This is a genomic window from Candidatus Dormiibacterota bacterium (genome assembly GCA_035536395.1).
Lineage (GTDB): Bacteria > Patescibacteriota > Saccharimonadia > UBA4664 > DATLOE01 > DATLOE01.
Genome location: DATLOE010000012.1, coordinates 1 through 16755 on the forward strand (window position 1 = coordinate 1; position 16755 = coordinate 16755).

Genomic DNA, 16755 nt, shown 5'->3' on the forward strand with positions numbered 1-16755 from the left:
GTAGAACCCCAGCCCAGCTCCGTTTACGCGGAGCTGGGCCTTAACCCAAGATTTCAACTCTGTAACCACCGGATGAAGTTTTAGGTTAGGCAAGCGCAAGGTCGTCGCTTACATCCAAATTGCGGAACTGTTAAAAATTTAATGACCCAGACAGAATGCCTGGGTCACCTGGCGGTAAAGGGGGTAACCCTTACCACCTGCTCGAGTGATACTTTTTCTACGCAGGCCTGTATGTAATCAGGCTCTCCGGCCCATTCGGGATCACGCTGCGAATCGAGGTCGAAAATGCGCACCCAGCTTTCCTTGAGCCGCTCTATGTACTCTGGCTGCTGTAGTGCCTTGTGGTGGTTCGGGTATTCAGCCTCAAACCGTTCATATTCCTCCTCGGTGTGAGACATATAGCCGAAGTTCATCACAATATGCCAGGCATTGAAATCGGAAAGCAATACCTGCTCGGCCGGCGCGGTAAACTCCACTCGCACACCGCGCTGCCCTTTGAGCAGGTAGTTGGTGCCGCGCAGATCGGGCTTAGGGGTGAACCATGCCCATACCGGGTAGCGGCCAGTGTACTCCGGAATCCTCAGCTTCATCTGCTCTTTTATCCACTGGTACTGCGGCAGGAAGTACCTATCGAATATCCGGCGGCCGTCGCCTAGAATTACGCCTCTCTGCTGACACAGCTCCCAAAACTCTTGCTCATGAATGGTCCAGAGGGTAACCGGGCCTTCTTTTGGAATAGTGATCGACATCAACCCTCACCGGCCAGCGTGTCTACCCACTTGCCTTCCTGTTGCTCAAAACCGGCATTGGTCAGGCGTTGGGTAATTATCTCCGGGTGATTCTGCTCCATATGATTCTTTTGACCCTTCAGGTCTCCTTCGGACATCTTATGGCCACAGCCCGGGCACTCGATCATAGTAGATGATGCCTCTGGCTGTTGATCGCTTAGCAATGTCATTTGCGCTCCGTTTCAAGGTTCACTTAACGGCTTCATATTAGCACAGTAGCCTTGAGAAAGTTGCGAAAATAAGATAGGATGTTACGGTTATAAATACAGACGTGGCCCCATCGTCTAGGGATTAGGACACCAGGTTTTCATCCTGGCAACGGGGGTTTGAATCCCCCTGGGGTCACCAGGAAATGCTGATGGATACACCATCGGCATTTTTTGATGTCATCAAAAGGATTCAAAACCCAGGGTTTGTAAATAAGCGCAGCGTAATTTCACGCATCCCCCTGGGGTCACCAGGAAATGCTCACCATTTCGGTGGGCGCTTTGCTATACAACATTGTTTTATGGCTAGGCAGAGGTGATAATTAAATAAAGAGAGTACTCTATGCAACATGAAATCAAAGTACATAGCCTAGCCGGACGCGCGAAACTCCTGGTGATTAATATGCCGAATGCAGCAACTTTTTACTTTGGCAGCTACATTCGTAATGGGTATAGGTTTTGCGATCCGCAAATTTACGACACGCCGCATCTGCTAGAACATCTATCGTTTGAGGGCAACAAAAAATATCCGAACTCGATTGACTTTAAATCAACTATTGAAACCCTAGGCTCAAGATACAATGCTATGACTAGTCCACATATGGTTAAATATTTTTTTAATGCCGGTAAAGAGCACGTAATCCCGATTATTAATATCGCGCTGGATCAGATATTCGAGCCGTTGATTGAATCTAGCCGCGTCGAGCAACAAAAAAAGGTTATCGCAGAAGAATTAACCAGAAGCCTGGATAACGATCGTCGCAATCGGGCTTATCGTACCCGCCACGCCGTCTTCCCGGCTATCAACCCGGACTTTGCCGAGAGAATTAAGATGGTCGGGTCGATTACGGCTGATGATGTGAGAAGTTATTTTAGTAAGACCCACGTGGTAGCAAATACCCGCTTTGTCCTAGCCGGTGATTTTACAGCTAATGAACTAGGTAAAATAATTGAAAGCCTAAATAGGCGGCTATCTGGCTACGAATCGGGCAAGGAGCTTAAATACACACCGCTAAAGCCTGGTAAGTATCAGGGATTAATCCAAGCTTTTCCTTCCAGTATCTCATCTCAGCATCACTTTCATCTAGGCTTTATATTGCCGGGCTATGACCCAATCGCACTTCCGCCATTGAAGTTGTTAAACACAATGCTGGGGTTAGGCATGGGTTCAAGGGTGATGGTAAAGGCAAGGGAGAAGGGATTAACCTATTCGCTGCAGGCAGGTTTATTGATCGAGTTCGACTGCTCTGATTTTTGGATAGCCGATCAAACATCTCCAGATAAGCTCGAGCCCCTTATTAACCTCCTGTCAGAAGAACTCTATGATATCGCCCAGGGAAACTATAGCCAAAATGAGTTAAACCGAGCGCTCGGGGTTGTAAAGGGCGGCCTCGAGCGTCGGCAGCAGACTCCAACTGATTTGGCTGACTGGTATTCAAGTGCCTTTATGTTCGAGTTAGGACTGGACTCACCTGCGGATAGAATAAAACAGCTGGAGTCGGTGACAAAGGATGATATTCAAAAAGCAGCTGCAAAATACATTACTTCCGGTAGCTGGACAATGACTTTAATTGGAGCTGGGCTAGAAAAAAAGGCCGGTCATTACCAGACCTTATTGAAGCGTTATTTTTCTTAGGCTTTTCGCAATCTGTAAAAACCATTAGAATTATGGTATGAAACTGCGGACGGTTCGCGATTTAGATGTAAAAAATAAACGGGTATTACTTAGAGTCGATTACAACGTGCCGATTTCTGACGGCATAGTGGGCGACCCGCTGCGCATTAGGGCTTCGTTCGATACCATCCGTTATCTGCTATCTAAGAATTGTTCTATCGTACTAATCAGTCACATGGGACGCCCGAAGGGCAAAAAGGCCAAAGAATTCAGCTTGTGTCATGTGGCTCAAAAAGCCAGTACGATGCTGGGCCACCACATAGGATTTGTTGAAGACTGTATAGGCCGAGGTGCTGCGGCTCGAGCAGCTCACCTTAAACCCGGCGAAATCATAATGCTAGAGAACCTGCGATTTCACAAAGAGGAGGAGGCGAACGACCCTAAGTTTGCCAAAGAGCTAGCCGAACTGGCTGATGTATATATAGATGACGCCTTTGCTGCTGTTCACCGTGCCCATGCCTCTACCGTCGGCGTTACCAAATACCTGCCTGCTGCTGCCGGCCTGCTAGTAGAGCGGGAGGTTAAAACAATTACTGAGGCCCTCGAGCACCCAGCCAAACCGCTAGTTGCGGTGGTCGGCGGAGCCAAGGTTTCTACCAAAATAGACACTCTGAATAATTTAATGAAGTACGCCGATAAAATTGCGATTGGCGGAGCCATGGCCAATACATTCCTGGCCGCTCAGGGTAAAAAGATTGGCAAAAGCAAGCATGAGGCCGATCGCGTGAAAGATGCCAAAAAAATCATTGCGAGTGCCAAGCGTGAAGGCGTAGAGCTGGTAATACCTACCGATGTGATCGTGGCGAAAAGCTTGACCCAAACCAAGCTCGGCCGTCTGACCGATCTAAACAATGTTGAAGCCGACGACTATATTGTGGACTTGGGCCCTAAGACGGTAGCGGCTATTCTGAACCCCCTCGATTTTCATGGCAGCGTAATTTGGAATGGCCCGCTGGGGGTTGCCGAAATCCCTGCCTTTGCACATGCTTCGTTGAGTCTGGCGCACAACATTATAGAATCCGGAGCCAAGTGCATTATTGGCGGGGGAGACACAGCTGCCTTTGTAGATGATGCCGGTCTGCACGATAAGTTTGCTTGGGTTTCAACCGGCGGCGGCGCTAGCCTAGAGCTAATGAGCGGCCAGAAACTGCCCGGCCTTAAAGCCCTACAGGACTAAGTGACAATAGATAGCGTAAGCGGTATTATTAAATAGTAATGGATAGAATTAGGTGAAGCACTACACTATAGTCGGCAACTGGAAGATGCATTTCGGCCAACCGGAGGCGGCGGTTAAATACGTTAAAAAACTGCATGAAAGGGTCAAGCCTCATACGCACGTAACGTCTGTGGTGGCGCCGCCATTTACGGCTCTAGCGGCTGTAGCGGAAGAAGTAGAATCCGACACCTTTAAGGTTGCCGCCCAGAACCTGCATGAATGCGACGAGGGAGCCTACACTGGCGAAATCTCCGCCCCGATGCTAAAGGGTCTGGCCAGGTACGTAATAGTCGGCCACTCTGAGCGGCGCCGGTATGAGCATGAAACCGATAAACAGATTGCAAAAAAGGTGGCCGCGGCCGTGCGCTGTGATCTAACTGCCATTTTATGCGTAGGCGAAAAGCTAGACGACCGGCAGGAGGGCCATTCCAAGAGGGTGGTGGTAGATCAGCTGCATGGTGCTCTGAGCCAAGTTGCGGCCGAGGATATTAAAGACATTATCATTGCTTACGAGCCGGTCTGGGCGATCGGTACGGGTGAGTATGCCGAGCCAGAGGAAGTGCGCCCGGTTGTAAATGTAATCCGCCAAACGGTAGAGGAGATGTTTGGCCGCGATGCCACAAGCGGATTGCGCATACTCTATGGCGGTAGTGTAGAGCCGGACAATTGCAAAGCTTACCTGCAAGCCGAAAACATCAGCGGTCTATTAGTGGGTGGTGCCAGTATTAATTATGAGCAGTTTTCCCGCATCGTAAAAATCGCGCAGCACTTGGCTGACTCGAGTTAAAGCCCCGCATTACTGCAGGGCTTTTATGCTTCTGGCTTGAAGTAAACCTATCTCGTATTCGATCGCGTCCCGAATGAGATGTCCCAGGGAGCCGCGAATAACTTTTTCTGTCCAGTCCAGACGGCGGGCAATGAGCTCATTGGTAGCTATATCGCGCCTAAAGGCCCAGAGGTCAGAGAGCCCGCAAAGGGAAACTTGTACAATACCTCTCAGCGTAGGGGTCAGATGAGCTCTTTGGATAGCCCGCCAGGCAAGTGGCGACGAAGGCGCCTGACCACGTTGCACCAGATCTCGTAAGGGCTGGTGTATGCATGTCAGGCAAAGCTCAGCCGGACAGGCTTCATCTTCTTCTGGCGGGTGAATCTTACAAAGCTCCTTGTAAAAAAGCAGACTGAGTTCTACAGTGTGGCCGCAGTCATACGCGACCTCTTTGGTGATAGAGTCCACTCTTCTCCCTCGGTCGAGATAGTTACACAGAACGTCCTTGTAAACAAGAATAATTGAATATACCGCATTTTCGGCCCGCCCGTCAATTGACCTTGCTACAATAAGGGAATGAACGATTTGCTGAAAGGCTTGAACGAGCCGCAGAAAGAGGCGGTACTAACTGGTCGTGGGCCGGTACTTATTTTGGCCGGTGCCGGCAGCGGCAAAACCAAAGCCCTAACCCATCGGGTAGCATATTTGGTGTCCGAAAAGAAAGTTTCACCAGTCAGTATTCTGGCCGTGACCTTCACCAATAAAGCGGCCGGCGAAATGCGCCAGCGGGTACTGAAGCTTTTAGGCAGGCAAGCCGACGATCGCAATTACCTGCCGTTTATCGGTACGTTCCATTCGATCTGTGTGCGAATTCTTAGGCGAGAGGGCAAGGTAATCGGTCTGGCCTCAGGATTCACTATTTTTGATTCACAAGATTCCACATCGGCAATTAAACAAGCAATGCGCACTGTGGGTGTGGATGAGAAGCAGTACTCGCCAGGGCTAATACAGAATATGATTTCCTCGGCCAAAAATGAGCTGATGAGCCCGGCGCAGTATGCCAAGCTGGCTTATGGGCCGGCCCAGCAGATTGCTGCCAAGGTTTATGGCGAATACCAAAAGCTTCTCGTACAGGCCTCTGCCGTCGACTTTGACGACCTTATTATGAAAACAGCCGAGCTGTTCAGAAAACATCCGGACGTGCTTAAAAAATATCAGCAGCAGTTCAAGTATATTTTGATAGATGAGTACCAAGACACCAACCACGCTCAGTACAAACTCACTAAGCTGCTGGCCGCCGGCCACCGTAACATCTGTGTGGTGGGGGATGATTGGCAATCGATCTATTCTTGGCGGGGCGCAAACTTCCAGAACATCCTGGATTTTGAAAAGGACTACCCCGAGGCCAGGGTGATTAAACTAGAGCAGAACTACCGCTCGACTAAGAATATACTCGATGCCGCTCACAGTATTATCAGCCGTAATTTGGTGCGCTCAGAAAAAAAACTTTGGACAGAGAAAGAGCAGGGCGCAGACGTACAGGTGGTAAGCGTGGACAACCAAGACGAAGAGGCTGAATACATTGTGAGTCGAATTGAACGCGAGCTGGCCGGCCGTAATAATTTGACCGATTTTGCCGTACTTTACCGTACCAATGCCCAATCGCGCACATTAGAAGATGCTTTTTTGCGCCACAACTTACCTTATAAAATCGTCGGCGGACTGCGCTTTTACGAGCGCAAAGAGATTAAAGACGCGCTAGCCTACCTGCGCTTTATATACCAGCCGGAGGACGTCATTAGCTTTAACCGCATTATTAATGTGCCTTCGCGAGGACTGGGGGCCAGAAGTTTGGAGGTACTGCAGAACTATCGCCGCAAGCATAACTTGAGCCTGATTGATTGCCTGAGCCAGATAGACGAAATCATTGGCTTAACACCTAAGGCTCGCTCATCTCTTGGCCAATTTGCCAGCCTGGTAAATTATCTTAGACTGCAATCGGCAGAACTTTCTGTGGCCAAGCTTTTAGAAGAGACTTTGGACCGCAGCGGATATTTACGCTACCTAGATGATGGCAGTGTGCTGTCCGAAGACAGAATAGAAAACGTTAAGGAGTTGATTGGCGTAGCTGAGGCTTACGGCAACCAGGGATTGGATGTTTTTCTGGAAGAAATTGCGCTGGTTTCAGACATAGACAGTTATTCTACAGAGTCCAATGCCGTTACTCTAATGACTCTACACGCAGCCAAAGGGCTGGAATTCCCGGTGGTGTTCATGGCCGGTATGGAGGAGGGGGTGTTCCCGCATACTCGCAGCCATTTTGAGGCAACCCAAATGGAAGAGGAGCGCCGGCTTTGCTATGTGGGGATGACCCGCGCCCGCGAGGAATTGTACTTACTACATGCCGATGCCCGGCTGCTGTACGGCAGCTATATGCATAATCCGCCCTCACGCTTTTTGGCCGACATACCTGAGCATGTACAAGGTACTGGCGCACCGGCACCAAAAACCGACATTACAAAAGCCGAAAAACCGGCCTTGAATCTCCGCCCCGGTGATCAAGTGCAGCATGAAACTTTTGGTACCGGAATAGTAGTCAGCCTGGATCGCGACGAGGCGGTGGTGGCATTTGCCGGGTATGGCACCAAAAAGCTGAGCCTTTCGCTTGCCCCACTCAAGAAGCTGTAACGAACACCAATTGTGTTCAAATGCGTAGAAAAAGGGCTTATGCTTACCTTGACACAAAAGGAGTAAATCACTAAAATCTAACTAAGTTTTACTACGGTAAAACCGAAAACAAAAACAAGCCAAAATCAAATACAAAATTTCTGTTAACTGATGAGGCTTTTATTTTAATTAGATACAACCAGCCAGCGCCGAATAAATTTAGTTGGCTCTCACAAAAAACCAGCATGATAGCCGGGCTCGCTATGCTAGCAGCGGCCGCATTGGGGTTAATAGTCTTTTGGCTAGTTTCTACCCAAGCTAGGGCCGATTCCTCTCGTATTGTGAGTATTTTTTACGATGGTAGTAAAAAGGTTATAACGGTCGAAAGCGAAGCCACCGTAGGGGAAGCTCTACGTTTGGCCGAGGTGCCCTTTGCCAGTGAAGATCTGGTGGAGCCGAACCCAGGCACAAAGATTCCACAAGGCTTCTTTAACGTTAATGTTTATCGCGCTCGCCCGGCACTAGTAGTAGATGGAGTCAATCACTACCAGGTGCGCACAGCTTTTCAGAGCCCTAAACTAGTAGCTGAGGCCGCGGGTCTTACAGTGTACGCCGAAGATACTTATTCTGTAGAAACCATTCAGGATTTTACAGCCGCTGGGGTTATAGGACATAAGGTCGTTATTAACCGGGCTACACCAATAATATTCGCATCGGATGGTAGGCAAATACCCGTTCGGACTCATCAGAAAACCGTAGGCGATCTACTGACGGAACGCGATGTGGCCTTTGGCCCCAAAGACACAGTGGAACCTGGTCGCGAAACCGCAATTACCACAGGTATGACCATCCGCATTTATCGGGTTAAGACAGTTAATACGACCGTAGAAGAATCCATTCCCCGTACGGTTAAGACGGTGCGCGATCCTCAGCTAGAAAGCGGAATTACCCAAGTGCAGACAGAGGGTGCCGACGGTCTGCGCAAGGTGACCTATAGAGTGCATTATGAAGACGGTGCAGAGAAGTCGCGCGAGAAAATTGCCGAAGTGACCGCCAGCCAACCTGTAACCCGCGTGGTGCTAGTAGGCACTAAACCCCGCAGTGATGCTTGGTTGCTTTTGCGCTTGTGTGAGGCGGGTGGAAGCTATACCCGCAACAGCGGCAACGGCTACTATGGTGCGTACCAGTTTAATCTTTCAACCTGGTGGTCTAATGGCGGTACTGGCTACCCACACCAGGCTTCTCCAGCTGAGCAAGATAGAATTGCTGCTAGATTGCAGGCAGCTCGTGGGTGGAGTCCGTGGCCCGCCTGCGCCAAAAGATTAGGTCTTCTTTAGTACTTCTTCCCCAAAGAAAGAAACCCATACTTGATGTGCTTGCTTGCAGTAGTCTACTCCTGCTAAGATTGCCCTTTTGGAGAGAGATTTGACTGCAGTCCAGCGGTTTGCCTATTTTTACCCCCAAGCCTATAGAACTATTCTAATTGTAGGTCTAATTTCATTCTTACTGGCCGGCTTAACTAGTCATTTGGCCCTCGCTGAAGGGGCAAATCCCAAGCGGTCTTTTTTAACCCCGCCCAAGGCCCTGGAGGCTGAGGCCGATCCGAATCTGCCGGTAAAACCGGAGGTAGAGGTCCCCTCTCCGCCAGCCGGCGGACAAGCCAAGGGCCCGTTTGCCGTTCCGCCCTCAGGTGTTTTGCCTCCCTATAACCTGGGCAGCCAGCCTGGTACAGATATTAAGACCATCGGTCGGCAGATGAACGGCGCTTGGTTTGGCGATGCCCACTGGCCGGCTTTGCATAATCTGTGGCAGCGTGAATCGGGCTGGAACCCGGGCGCGCGTAACCGTTCAAGCGGCGCCTGCGGCATCCCCCAAGCACTGCCCTGCAGTAAAATTCCCGATATGAGCCCTAAAGGCCAATTGGAATGGGGGTTACAGTACATCAAGAGCCGCTACGGCAACCCTACTAATGCCTGGCGTTTTTGGCAACGCCACCACTGGTACTAAAAAGCGGGCTTTTGACCCGCTTTTTAGCTAAGATTTGATTATTATATTGTCTATCTTCGTACTTCTGCACTTCCGCCCCGAAACAGGCTGACTATCCATAGCAACAGTACGGCACCTAGGATTGCTACTACTATACTATAGAAATTAAAGCCAGTAACACCTTCGGCCCCCAAGGCCTGGGCCATGAATCCTCCCAAAAATGCTCCCACTATCCCTACAATAATATTACCTAACGCGCCCTGCTCGGCATCGGTCCTCATTATTAGAGAGGCTATCCATCCAGCCAGCGCCCCCAAAATGATCCACGTTATTATTCCCATACCTACTTCCTCCGCTTATTACTCTAATTTAGGCTTTACCGCGCATTAAAATAATGTTCAATGTTCTAATTAGAAGGTGTTTGGTAAGCGCTATTATGTGATTATTCATAACTTCTGCCAACAGGTAGAGTACAATGAGGTTATGGATTTAACCGACCCTAATGACCTACAGCTCGCCCTCCGCCTCTCCGGTATTCGCCCTAGTAAAACGCTCGGGCAGCATTTTCTGGTAGACAGGGACAGTCTAAACGATATTATGAAGGCCGGTGAGCTTACGGCACACGATACCGTACTAGAGATCGGCCCCGGGCTGGGCGTAATGACTATACCTTTAACAGGTCGGGTCAAGCATGTAATCGCAGTGGAAGCCGATAAGGGGATGACGGAGCTTCTGGCGCGTGACAGGCCTAAGAATCTGGAAATTGTAGAGCAGGATTTTACCAAGTTTGATCTTACCCAATTGCCTAAAAACTATAAGGTGGTGGCCAATATCCCTTACTACCTGACTTCTAAGATAATGCGCCTGCTTCTGGAAAGCCCTAACCCGCCCAAAGTGATTTCGGTTTTAATTCAAAAAGAAGTGGCGCATCGTATTGCGGCTGCTCCTGGCAGTATGTCGGTGCTAGCGCTCAGCGTGCAGTATTACGGTAAGCCAGAGGTGGTAGGGGAGGTAGAGCGGCATAAGTTCTGGCCACCGCCCAAAGTAGATTCAGCGATTCTTAAGGTAGCGCTGTATGACAAGCCGATTTTTAGCGCCGATACCGGTAAACTGTTCCGGCTCATTAAGGCCGGGTTTGGTGAAAAGCGTAAAATGCTCAGGAACTCACTGGCAGGCGGGCTGAATATCAGTATCGAGCTGGCTGCAGGTTTAGTAAAACAGGCCGGTTTAGTGCCAACAGCCCGGGCGCAGGAGCTGTCTTTAGGGCAGTGGGAAAAGTTATATACTCAAGCAATTAAGGCAGATATCTTCTAACCTGATTTACCCCTTTACACTCCCTGAGCATAAGCGGTATAATTACTACACATCACGCCTATGCTTTTTCAGACTCTAAATAGGGTTTGTTCTTGGCATAAGTAGGGTGGAGTAAAAACTAAAGGAGCTATATACGGTTGGATCATAACCTCAAAGGCCTACCGGCCCATCAAGGTTACAGAAGGCTTTCGCCAAACCAACCAAACACCCCGCCCCCAACGGGTCTATTTGCGTTACTCAAGAATCAAACTGGAATACTCTCCCTCTCCTTTAACCAATTACTTATTATATTCTTTACAACTGCAATAGTCGGAGTTGGAGTAGGCCTCATCGCCGACCAGTATCTCACTTACCCCGGCGAACAAGGTCCCAAAGGCGAACAGGGTATTCAAGGGGTAATAGGCCCCATCGGCCTAACTGGTATAGCCGGCCTTCAAGGTGAACCGGGTGAGCAGGGAGCGCAAGGCCTGCAAGGCTCGACAGGTGTCACTGGAGCCACCGGCGCCCAAGGCCCCGAAGGCCCCTCTGGCTCCGTCTCTGACTCCCAGTTAAGCTCCAATGTAGCCCTGCTGAATCGCAATTCCCAGACCTTCACTGGTAGTAGCCAACTTTTTAAAAATGCCTCTAACTCCGTGACAGCTTTCCAAATTCAAAACGCAGAGGGAAATGCTGTACTAAATATAGATACGGTTAATAGCAGGGTAGGTATTGGCGTGAATAATCCCTTAGCTGCATTATCGCTAGTGTCAGCTACCACTGCTTCTGGCGGCATTCTTTTCGGTTCAGATGTTAATCTCTACCGCACCGGAGCCGACTTGTTGAAGACGGATGACACTCTAACAATCACCCCACCGGCTAATGCCAACCCCGCGCTTAATATTACCTACCAGGGATCCACCCATGGTGTAATCATTAACCGCACTGCTGGCAACCCCTCCAATGGCAATGTATTGTTGGTAACCTCCCAAGACCTAGGCAGTGATGCGAATCCGCAAGACACCACAGTCGGTATTTCAGGCTACGAACTGGGCAAGGGCACGGTGAAGATCACCCATCGCAAGCCAACTGCATTTACCAGTGGCTCTGATTCCAATGCCTCGGTACTCTCACTTTCCATTGCCGGTATCGGTACGGCGGCGCAAGGTATTTTTCTAGATGCCCCGGATGGCGGCACAACCGGTAAGTTGCTGAACTTGCGTAATAATGGCGCTGATATGCTGGTACTAGATGCAGCCGGGCAATTACAGTTGGCTATACAAGGTTCAACCGGTGGTATAAAAGTCGGCGGAGACGTAAGCCTGTTTCGTTCAGCCACTGATACCTGGCGAACCGATGACACATTCCAGGTAGTACGTTCGTCTGCTAGCAGTATTGCCTACATTGCTACCGTCTCTGGTTCCAGCCCGGCTAACTTTGTGCAGTTTGCTGACGGAAAGATGGAATGGGGCTCTGGCTCGGCTACGCGTGATACCAATCTCTACCGCGGCGCAGCCGATCAGCTAAAAACCGATGATTCTATACTCATAAAGACCGCCATCGACTCTACCACTGCCTTCCAGGTGCAGAATGCGGCGGGAAACTCTTTATTTACGGTAGATACTTCCGGACTCAAAATTACCTTAGGTGCAGCCTCCGCTACCCCTGTACTGCTAGTGCTGGGCGAAAAGAACACGATTGGTGACCCCACCTGTACTAACGGAGCTGCATACCATAACTCAGCCACCAAGCAGATTAAGATGTGTATAGATGGGAGCTGGACGGCTTCCGGTGTGCCAAAGGTTACTAGCCTGCCCGCCAACCCTAGTGATGGGGATGAAGTTTATTACACGGCAGAGGCTAGTACTGGGACTATCTGGCATTTGCGCTACAATGCCGGCTCCAGCTCCGCTTATAAGTGGGAGTACCTCGGGGGTTCAGCGGCTCTTAATAGCCCTACGCTAGGGGATGCTGGACTCACTAGCTCCAGCGGCACATCGTATTCAGACTTATTCTCAGGTACGGCATACACTTTGCCTCTGGCAGGAGACTACTGGGTGAAGTGGCATATTAATTTTGTTGGTGGCTGCGGTGGAATTGCTTTCCTTGGCTTAAAGGTTGGTGCAACTGAGGCCAATGACAATGAGGCAATTAGGTGGGAGAACACTTGTGGCGATCAGCAGATTGGTAATAGCAATGTGGGCCGTAAGAAAATCTCCGGCGCAGCTGCTAGTACAGTTCTGCAGCCTCGTGTTCGCGTAACGGCCGGCTCAATTAACTGGCGGAACTACGCGCTTGAAATAGTGCCTGTAAGGGTGGGCCCATGATCAACTTTACCCTTAACAAATTTGCCACACTGATGCTTAGTACTATCCTTTTGGGCGCAGCTACCGGTCTCATCGCTGATCAATTCATGTCCTACCCTGGTGAGCGCGGGCCGAAAGGTGAGCAGGGTATTCAAGGAGCAGTCGGACCTATCGGCCTAAGCGGCGCAGCCGGCTTGCAGGGTGCGCCGGGCGAACCAGGAGCTCAAGGTCTGCAAGGGGGCCAGGGTATCCAGGGCGCAACCGGAGCCACGGGAGCTCAAGGCCCTAGTGGCGTAGCCACCTGCCCCAATGGTCCTTGCGCCTCCCTGCAAGCCACATCTCCCGGAGTCCAAGAGATTGGTAACATTACTGTTTCAGGCACTATCATCGCAGGTACCTTCAGCGGCTCCGGTGCTAACTTAACCTCCCTTAATGCCACCCAGTTAACCAGCGGCACAGTAGATAATGCCAGGCTAAGCTCCTCCGTCTCTCTTCTTGGCCAGCTGATAGAGAATGCAGAACTAGCTGGTAGTATTGCAGACAGCAAGCTTAATACTATCTCCACTGCCGGCAAAGTAGCAGATAGTGCACTAAGTTCCAATGTCACCATCCAAGGCAACAGCTTTAATGGTGTCTCGCAGTTAGTACAACTTACAGCCGGAGGCATACTGCCAGTACTCTCCGGTGCTAACTTAACCTCACTCAACGCTACCAATATCTCGTCCGGCACTCTGGCTGATGCCCGATTGAGTACAAATGTCACTCTCCAGGGCAACACCTTCAATGGAGCCTCGCAGCTAGTACAACTTACAGCCGGAGGCATACTGCCAGTACTCTCCGGTGTTAACTTAACCTCACTCAACGCTACCAACGTATCTTCTGGCACCCTAGACGACGCCAGACTGTCCGTGAACGTAGCTTTGTTAAACGGCACCGGCCCGCAGACCTTTACCGGCAACAACCGGTTCAACGGCACACTCCTGCATCGCAACACGTCTGACTCCACTACCGCTTTCCAGGTGCAGAGTTCAAGCGGCACCTCGATTCTGGACGTGGATACCGTAAACCAACGGGTCGGTATCGGTACCACCGCGCCTTCTCAAAAACTAGTAGTGCTGGGTAACACCTTTCTGGGCGACAACAGCAACACTCTCACGGTCGCAAGCAACAACGGCACCATAACGACCGTCGATTCCACCGGCGATGTCGGGTCATGGAATGCCATGGCTCTCGGCGCCGATGGGTTCCCACGCATCAGCTACTACGACGATATCAATCGCGACTTGAAGTTCGCCCAGTGTACTAATGTCACTTGTTCGAGCAAGGTTCTGACCACCATTGATTCCGGCGGCAATATCGGGGGATCAAGCTCCATTACCATTGCCGCTGACGGCTTCGCCCGCATCAGTTACTACGACGACACCAACAACAGTCTGAAATACGCCCAGTGTACTAATGCGGCCTGTTCTACCAGCAATATTACTACGGTCGATGCTAGTGCCAGTACGGATAATTATAATGCCCGAACCTCACTAAAAATCGATACTGACGGTTTCGCCCGCATCGCCTATTACGACGATGTGGCCGGTTCTTTAAAGTACGCCGCCTGTAATAATGCCGCCTGTTCCGCACCGGTAATCACCACCATCAACGATCCGGCTTCTGGGCGGGCCGGTAAATCCGCCTCGCTTGCGCTCGACGGCTCCAACAACCCGTACATTTCCTACTCCCGTGGCACCAATGACAGCAGCGGCGGCAGGCTGGAGCTAGCCACCTTCGTAGGCGGCGGCGCTGGTGTCGGCTGCAGCAATACCAACTACACCTGCACCATTGCTGATACGGCCGGAGGACGTGACTCGTCCATTCAGCTCGGCTCCGACGGCTTCCCACGAATCGCCCACTCCTTTATCGACTGGACGGGTAGCCAGCAAATCCTCAAATTCGTCCAGTGCACCAACGCCAGCTGCTCTGCCAAGACCATCACTACCCTGGATTCTCTTAACGCTGACCGGGACACCTTCTACTCCTCCATGGTGCTCGATGCCAGCGGCTTTGCCCACATTAGCTACCTTGATCCGATAAACCATCGACTGAAGTACATCCAATGCGCTAATGCTAGCTGCTCCAGCCTACAGAGTGCTACCCCAGCCACGATCGACTTCGGGTATGACCAGTACACTTCCATTGTCCTGACCGGCGGCGGCACGCCGATTATCAGTTACAACGATAACGGCAGCAGTTTACGAGTAGCCACTATCAGTTTGGCCGCCTTGTTTAACCCCAGCGGCAGCGATCTGTTCGTGGCTAACACCCTGGGCGTAAAGTCCGATATCGTTAGCGAAGGCAGCATCAACTCCGGTTCCAGTTTCAAGATTCAGGGAATATCCATCCTACAAGCGCCCGGGAACAACATTTTTGCCGGATTTAACTCCGGGTCTTCCAACACCACTGGCCATTCTAATACCGCCGTCGGCACCTCTACGCTACAAGCCAATACCGCCGGGATCACTAACACCGCCGTCGGCACCTTCGCCCTTCATTCCAACACCACTGGCTATTCTAATACCGCCGTCGGTGCTTCTGCGTTACAAGCCAACACCACTGGCCAATCTAATACCGCCGTCGGCACCTTTACGCTACAAGCCAATACCACCGGCTTTTATAATACTGCCGTTGGTTGGGGGGCTCTTATACAGAACACCACCGGTGCCTTCAATGTTGCCCTCGGCTCCAACGCACTTCGTTCCAATACCACCGGCGTCTCCAATATCGCCATTGGTGATTCCGCTCTCATTTCCAATACCACCGGTTCCGGTAATATAGCTATCGGTCTCCGTACCCTCAATAACACAACTACTGCTAACGCCAACATCGCCATGGGAGATGAGGCCCTTTATGCCATCACCGATGGCACCCACAACACGGCTCTTGGCCACGGTGCCCTCAAGGCAACCACGACTGGATCTACCAACACCGCGCTTGGGTTCACCGCCGGCTTCAATAATAGCAGCGGCTCCGCTAACGTCTTTCTCGGCTACCAAGCCGGCTATAGTGAAACCGGCTCCAACAAGCTGTACATCGAGAACTCAGACTCTGCCACACCGCTCATCGGCGGTGACTTTAGCGCAGACAGCCTGACTCTCAACGCCTCAGTCCTGGCTAAGAATACCGCCAACTCCACAACCGCCTTCCAGGTGCAGAACGCGGCCGGAACGAGCAACTTATTTGTCGCCGATACAACGAACAGTAGAGTCGGGATCGGCCTGGCGCCAAGTACATCTAGTACGGACGGACTGCTGCAGGTTCAAAGTACTGCCAATGTCAACCTAGGTGCCTCCACCGGCTATGCCTTGAGCATAAAAGGGACAACGGCTAATAATCACTTACTCCTAGGCGCGGGCGCTACAGCAGGATATATCTCAACCACTAATGGCATGCCGCTAGCTATTAACGCTAACGGAAATTCTGTTGGGATCGGCACAGACGCTCCAAATGCCAAACTAGATGTAGTTGCCCCTGCCGGCGGCGGTGATGATGCCTTACGCGTAAGCAATAACAACGGCACGGGCAATATAGCTGCCTTTAGGGATAATACGACTAATGTATTTACTATTGCTGATGGCGGGGCTGTAACGGCAAGGAACCAAACAAACTCCACCACGGCATTCCAGATACAGAATGCGGCCGGTACAACACTGCTCGCAGCCGATACCACCAATTCAAAGATTACGGCTACCGGCAACATCACGCAGTCACCAATCTCGCCGATCTACCAAGGAGGGGCAGAGTTAACTCAAAGCGTCAATGCAGTCTTTGTGTCCGGCCGTTATGCCTATGTTGGTAAGAGTCCTAACA

13 protein-coding genes and 1 tRNA gene are annotated in these 16755 nt (G+C 50.9%); 10 read left to right on the forward strand and 4 right to left on the reverse strand.

What is annotated here, in order from left to right:
• Window positions 1-164: 164 nt before the first annotated feature.
• The gene (locus tag VNA68_02020) at window positions 165-749 is read right to left on the reverse strand and encodes a DUF3841 domain-containing protein (GenBank protein HVE80897.1); all 585 of its coding nucleotides are present in this window, start codon (window positions 747-749) and stop codon (window positions 165-167) included.
• The gene (locus tag VNA68_02025) at window positions 749-958 is read right to left on the reverse strand and encodes a hypothetical protein (GenBank protein ID HVE80898.1); all 210 of its coding nucleotides are present in this window, start codon (window positions 956-958) and stop codon (window positions 749-751) included. Before VNA68_02025 ends, VNA68_02020 begins: the two co-directional genes overlap by 1 nt.
• A gap of 103 nt (window positions 959-1061) precedes the next feature.
• Here VNA68_02025 and VNA68_02030 point away from each other — a divergent pair.
• From VNA68_02030 to tpiA, 4 genes are all read left to right on the forward strand, one after another.
• Window positions 1062-1136, forward strand: a tRNA-Glu gene (locus VNA68_02030).
• A 201-nt stretch (window positions 1137-1337) separates the two neighbouring features.
• Window positions 1338-2630, forward strand: a complete 1293-nt coding sequence (locus VNA68_02035; protein ID HVE80899.1) for a pitrilysin family protein — start codon at window positions 1338-1340, stop codon at window positions 2628-2630.
• 37 nt (window positions 2631-2667) lie between these two features.
• The gene (locus VNA68_02040) at window positions 2668-3846 is read left to right on the forward strand and encodes a phosphoglycerate kinase (GenBank protein ID HVE80900.1); all 1179 of its coding nucleotides are present in this window, start codon (window positions 2668-2670) and stop codon (window positions 3844-3846) included.
• A 52-nt stretch (window positions 3847-3898) separates the two neighbouring features.
• On the forward strand, window positions 3899-4672 hold the full coding sequence (gene tpiA / locus VNA68_02045) for a triose-phosphate isomerase (GenBank protein HVE80901.1): 774 nt from the start codon (window positions 3899-3901) through the stop codon (window positions 4670-4672).
• Between the two features lie 9 nt (window positions 4673-4681).
• Here tpiA and VNA68_02050 read toward each other — a convergent pair whose 3' ends face one another.
• The gene (locus tag VNA68_02050; GenBank protein HVE80902.1) at window positions 4682-5119 is read right to left on the reverse strand and encodes a hypothetical protein; all 438 of its coding nucleotides are present in this window, start codon (window positions 5117-5119) and stop codon (window positions 4682-4684) included.
• Between the two features lie 108 nt (window positions 5120-5227).
• Between VNA68_02050 and VNA68_02055 the strand changes: the two genes are divergently transcribed.
• The 3 genes from VNA68_02055 (at window position 5228) to VNA68_02065 (ending at window position 9325) form a co-directional block, all read left to right on the forward strand.
• Window positions 5228-7339 carry a UvrD-helicase domain-containing protein gene (locus VNA68_02055; protein HVE80903.1) on the forward strand — a complete coding sequence of 704 codons (2112 nt, stop codon included), beginning with the start codon at window positions 5228-5230 and terminating at the stop codon, window positions 7337-7339.
• A 224-nt stretch (window positions 7340-7563) separates the two neighbouring features.
• Window positions 7564-8655, forward strand: a complete 1092-nt coding sequence (locus VNA68_02060) for a G5 domain-containing protein (GenBank protein HVE80904.1) — start codon at window positions 7564-7566, stop codon at window positions 8653-8655.
• Between the two features lie 88 nt (window positions 8656-8743).
• A complete protein-coding gene (locus VNA68_02065) occupies window positions 8744-9325 on the forward strand; it encodes a hypothetical protein (protein ID HVE80905.1) in 582 nt (193 codons plus the stop codon).
• Window positions 9326-9375: 50 nt separating this feature from the next.
• Here the strand turns inward: VNA68_02065 and VNA68_02070 are convergent, their stop codons facing one another.
• Entirely contained in the window at window positions 9376-9645 is a 270-nt protein-coding gene (locus tag VNA68_02070; GenBank protein HVE80906.1) for a GlsB/YeaQ/YmgE family stress response membrane protein, read from the reverse strand.
• 76 nt (window positions 9646-9721) lie between these two features.
• Between VNA68_02070 and rsmA the strand changes: the two genes are divergently transcribed.
• From rsmA to VNA68_02085, 3 genes are all read left to right on the forward strand, one after another.
• Complete coding sequence (gene rsmA, locus VNA68_02075) at window positions 9722-10618, forward strand: 16S rRNA (adenine(1518)-N(6)/adenine(1519)-N(6))-dimethyltransferase RsmA (protein ID HVE80907.1); 897 nt, start codon at window positions 9722-9724, stop codon at window positions 10616-10618.
• Window positions 10619-10755: 137 nt separating this feature from the next.
• Window positions 10756-12921 carry a hypothetical protein gene (locus tag VNA68_02080; GenBank protein ID HVE80908.1) on the forward strand — a complete coding sequence of 722 codons (2166 nt, stop codon included), beginning with the start codon at window positions 10756-10758 and terminating at the stop codon, window positions 12919-12921.
• Window positions 12918-16755: hypothetical protein (locus VNA68_02085; protein ID HVE80909.1), on the forward strand; the 3838-nt coding region annotated here is incomplete at its 3' end. The genes VNA68_02080 and VNA68_02085, both read left to right, overlap by 4 nt.

Coding starts and splice junctions, on each gene's coding strand:
- VNA68_02020 (HVE80897.1), bottom strand. CDS start 749: ATGTCGATCACTATTCCAAAAGAAGGCCCGGTTACCCTCTGGACCATT.
- VNA68_02025 (HVE80898.1), bottom strand. CDS start 958: ATGACATTGCTAAGCGATCAACAGCCAGAGGCATCATCTACTATGATC.
- VNA68_02035 (HVE80899.1), top strand. CDS start 1,338: ATGCAACATGAAATCAAAGTACATAGCCTAGCCGGACGCGCGAAACTC.
- VNA68_02040 (HVE80900.1), top strand. CDS start 2,668: ATGAAACTGCGGACGGTTCGCGATTTAGATGTAAAAAATAAACGGGTA.
- VNA68_02055 (HVE80903.1), top strand. CDS start 5,228: ATGAACGATTTGCTGAAAGGCTTGAACGAGCCGCAGAAAGAGGCGGTA.
- VNA68_02060 (HVE80904.1), top strand. CDS start 7,564: ATGATAGCCGGGCTCGCTATGCTAGCAGCGGCCGCATTGGGGTTAATA.
- VNA68_02070 (HVE80906.1), bottom strand. CDS start 9,645: ATGGGAATAATAACGTGGATCATTTTGGGGGCGCTGGCTGGATGGATA.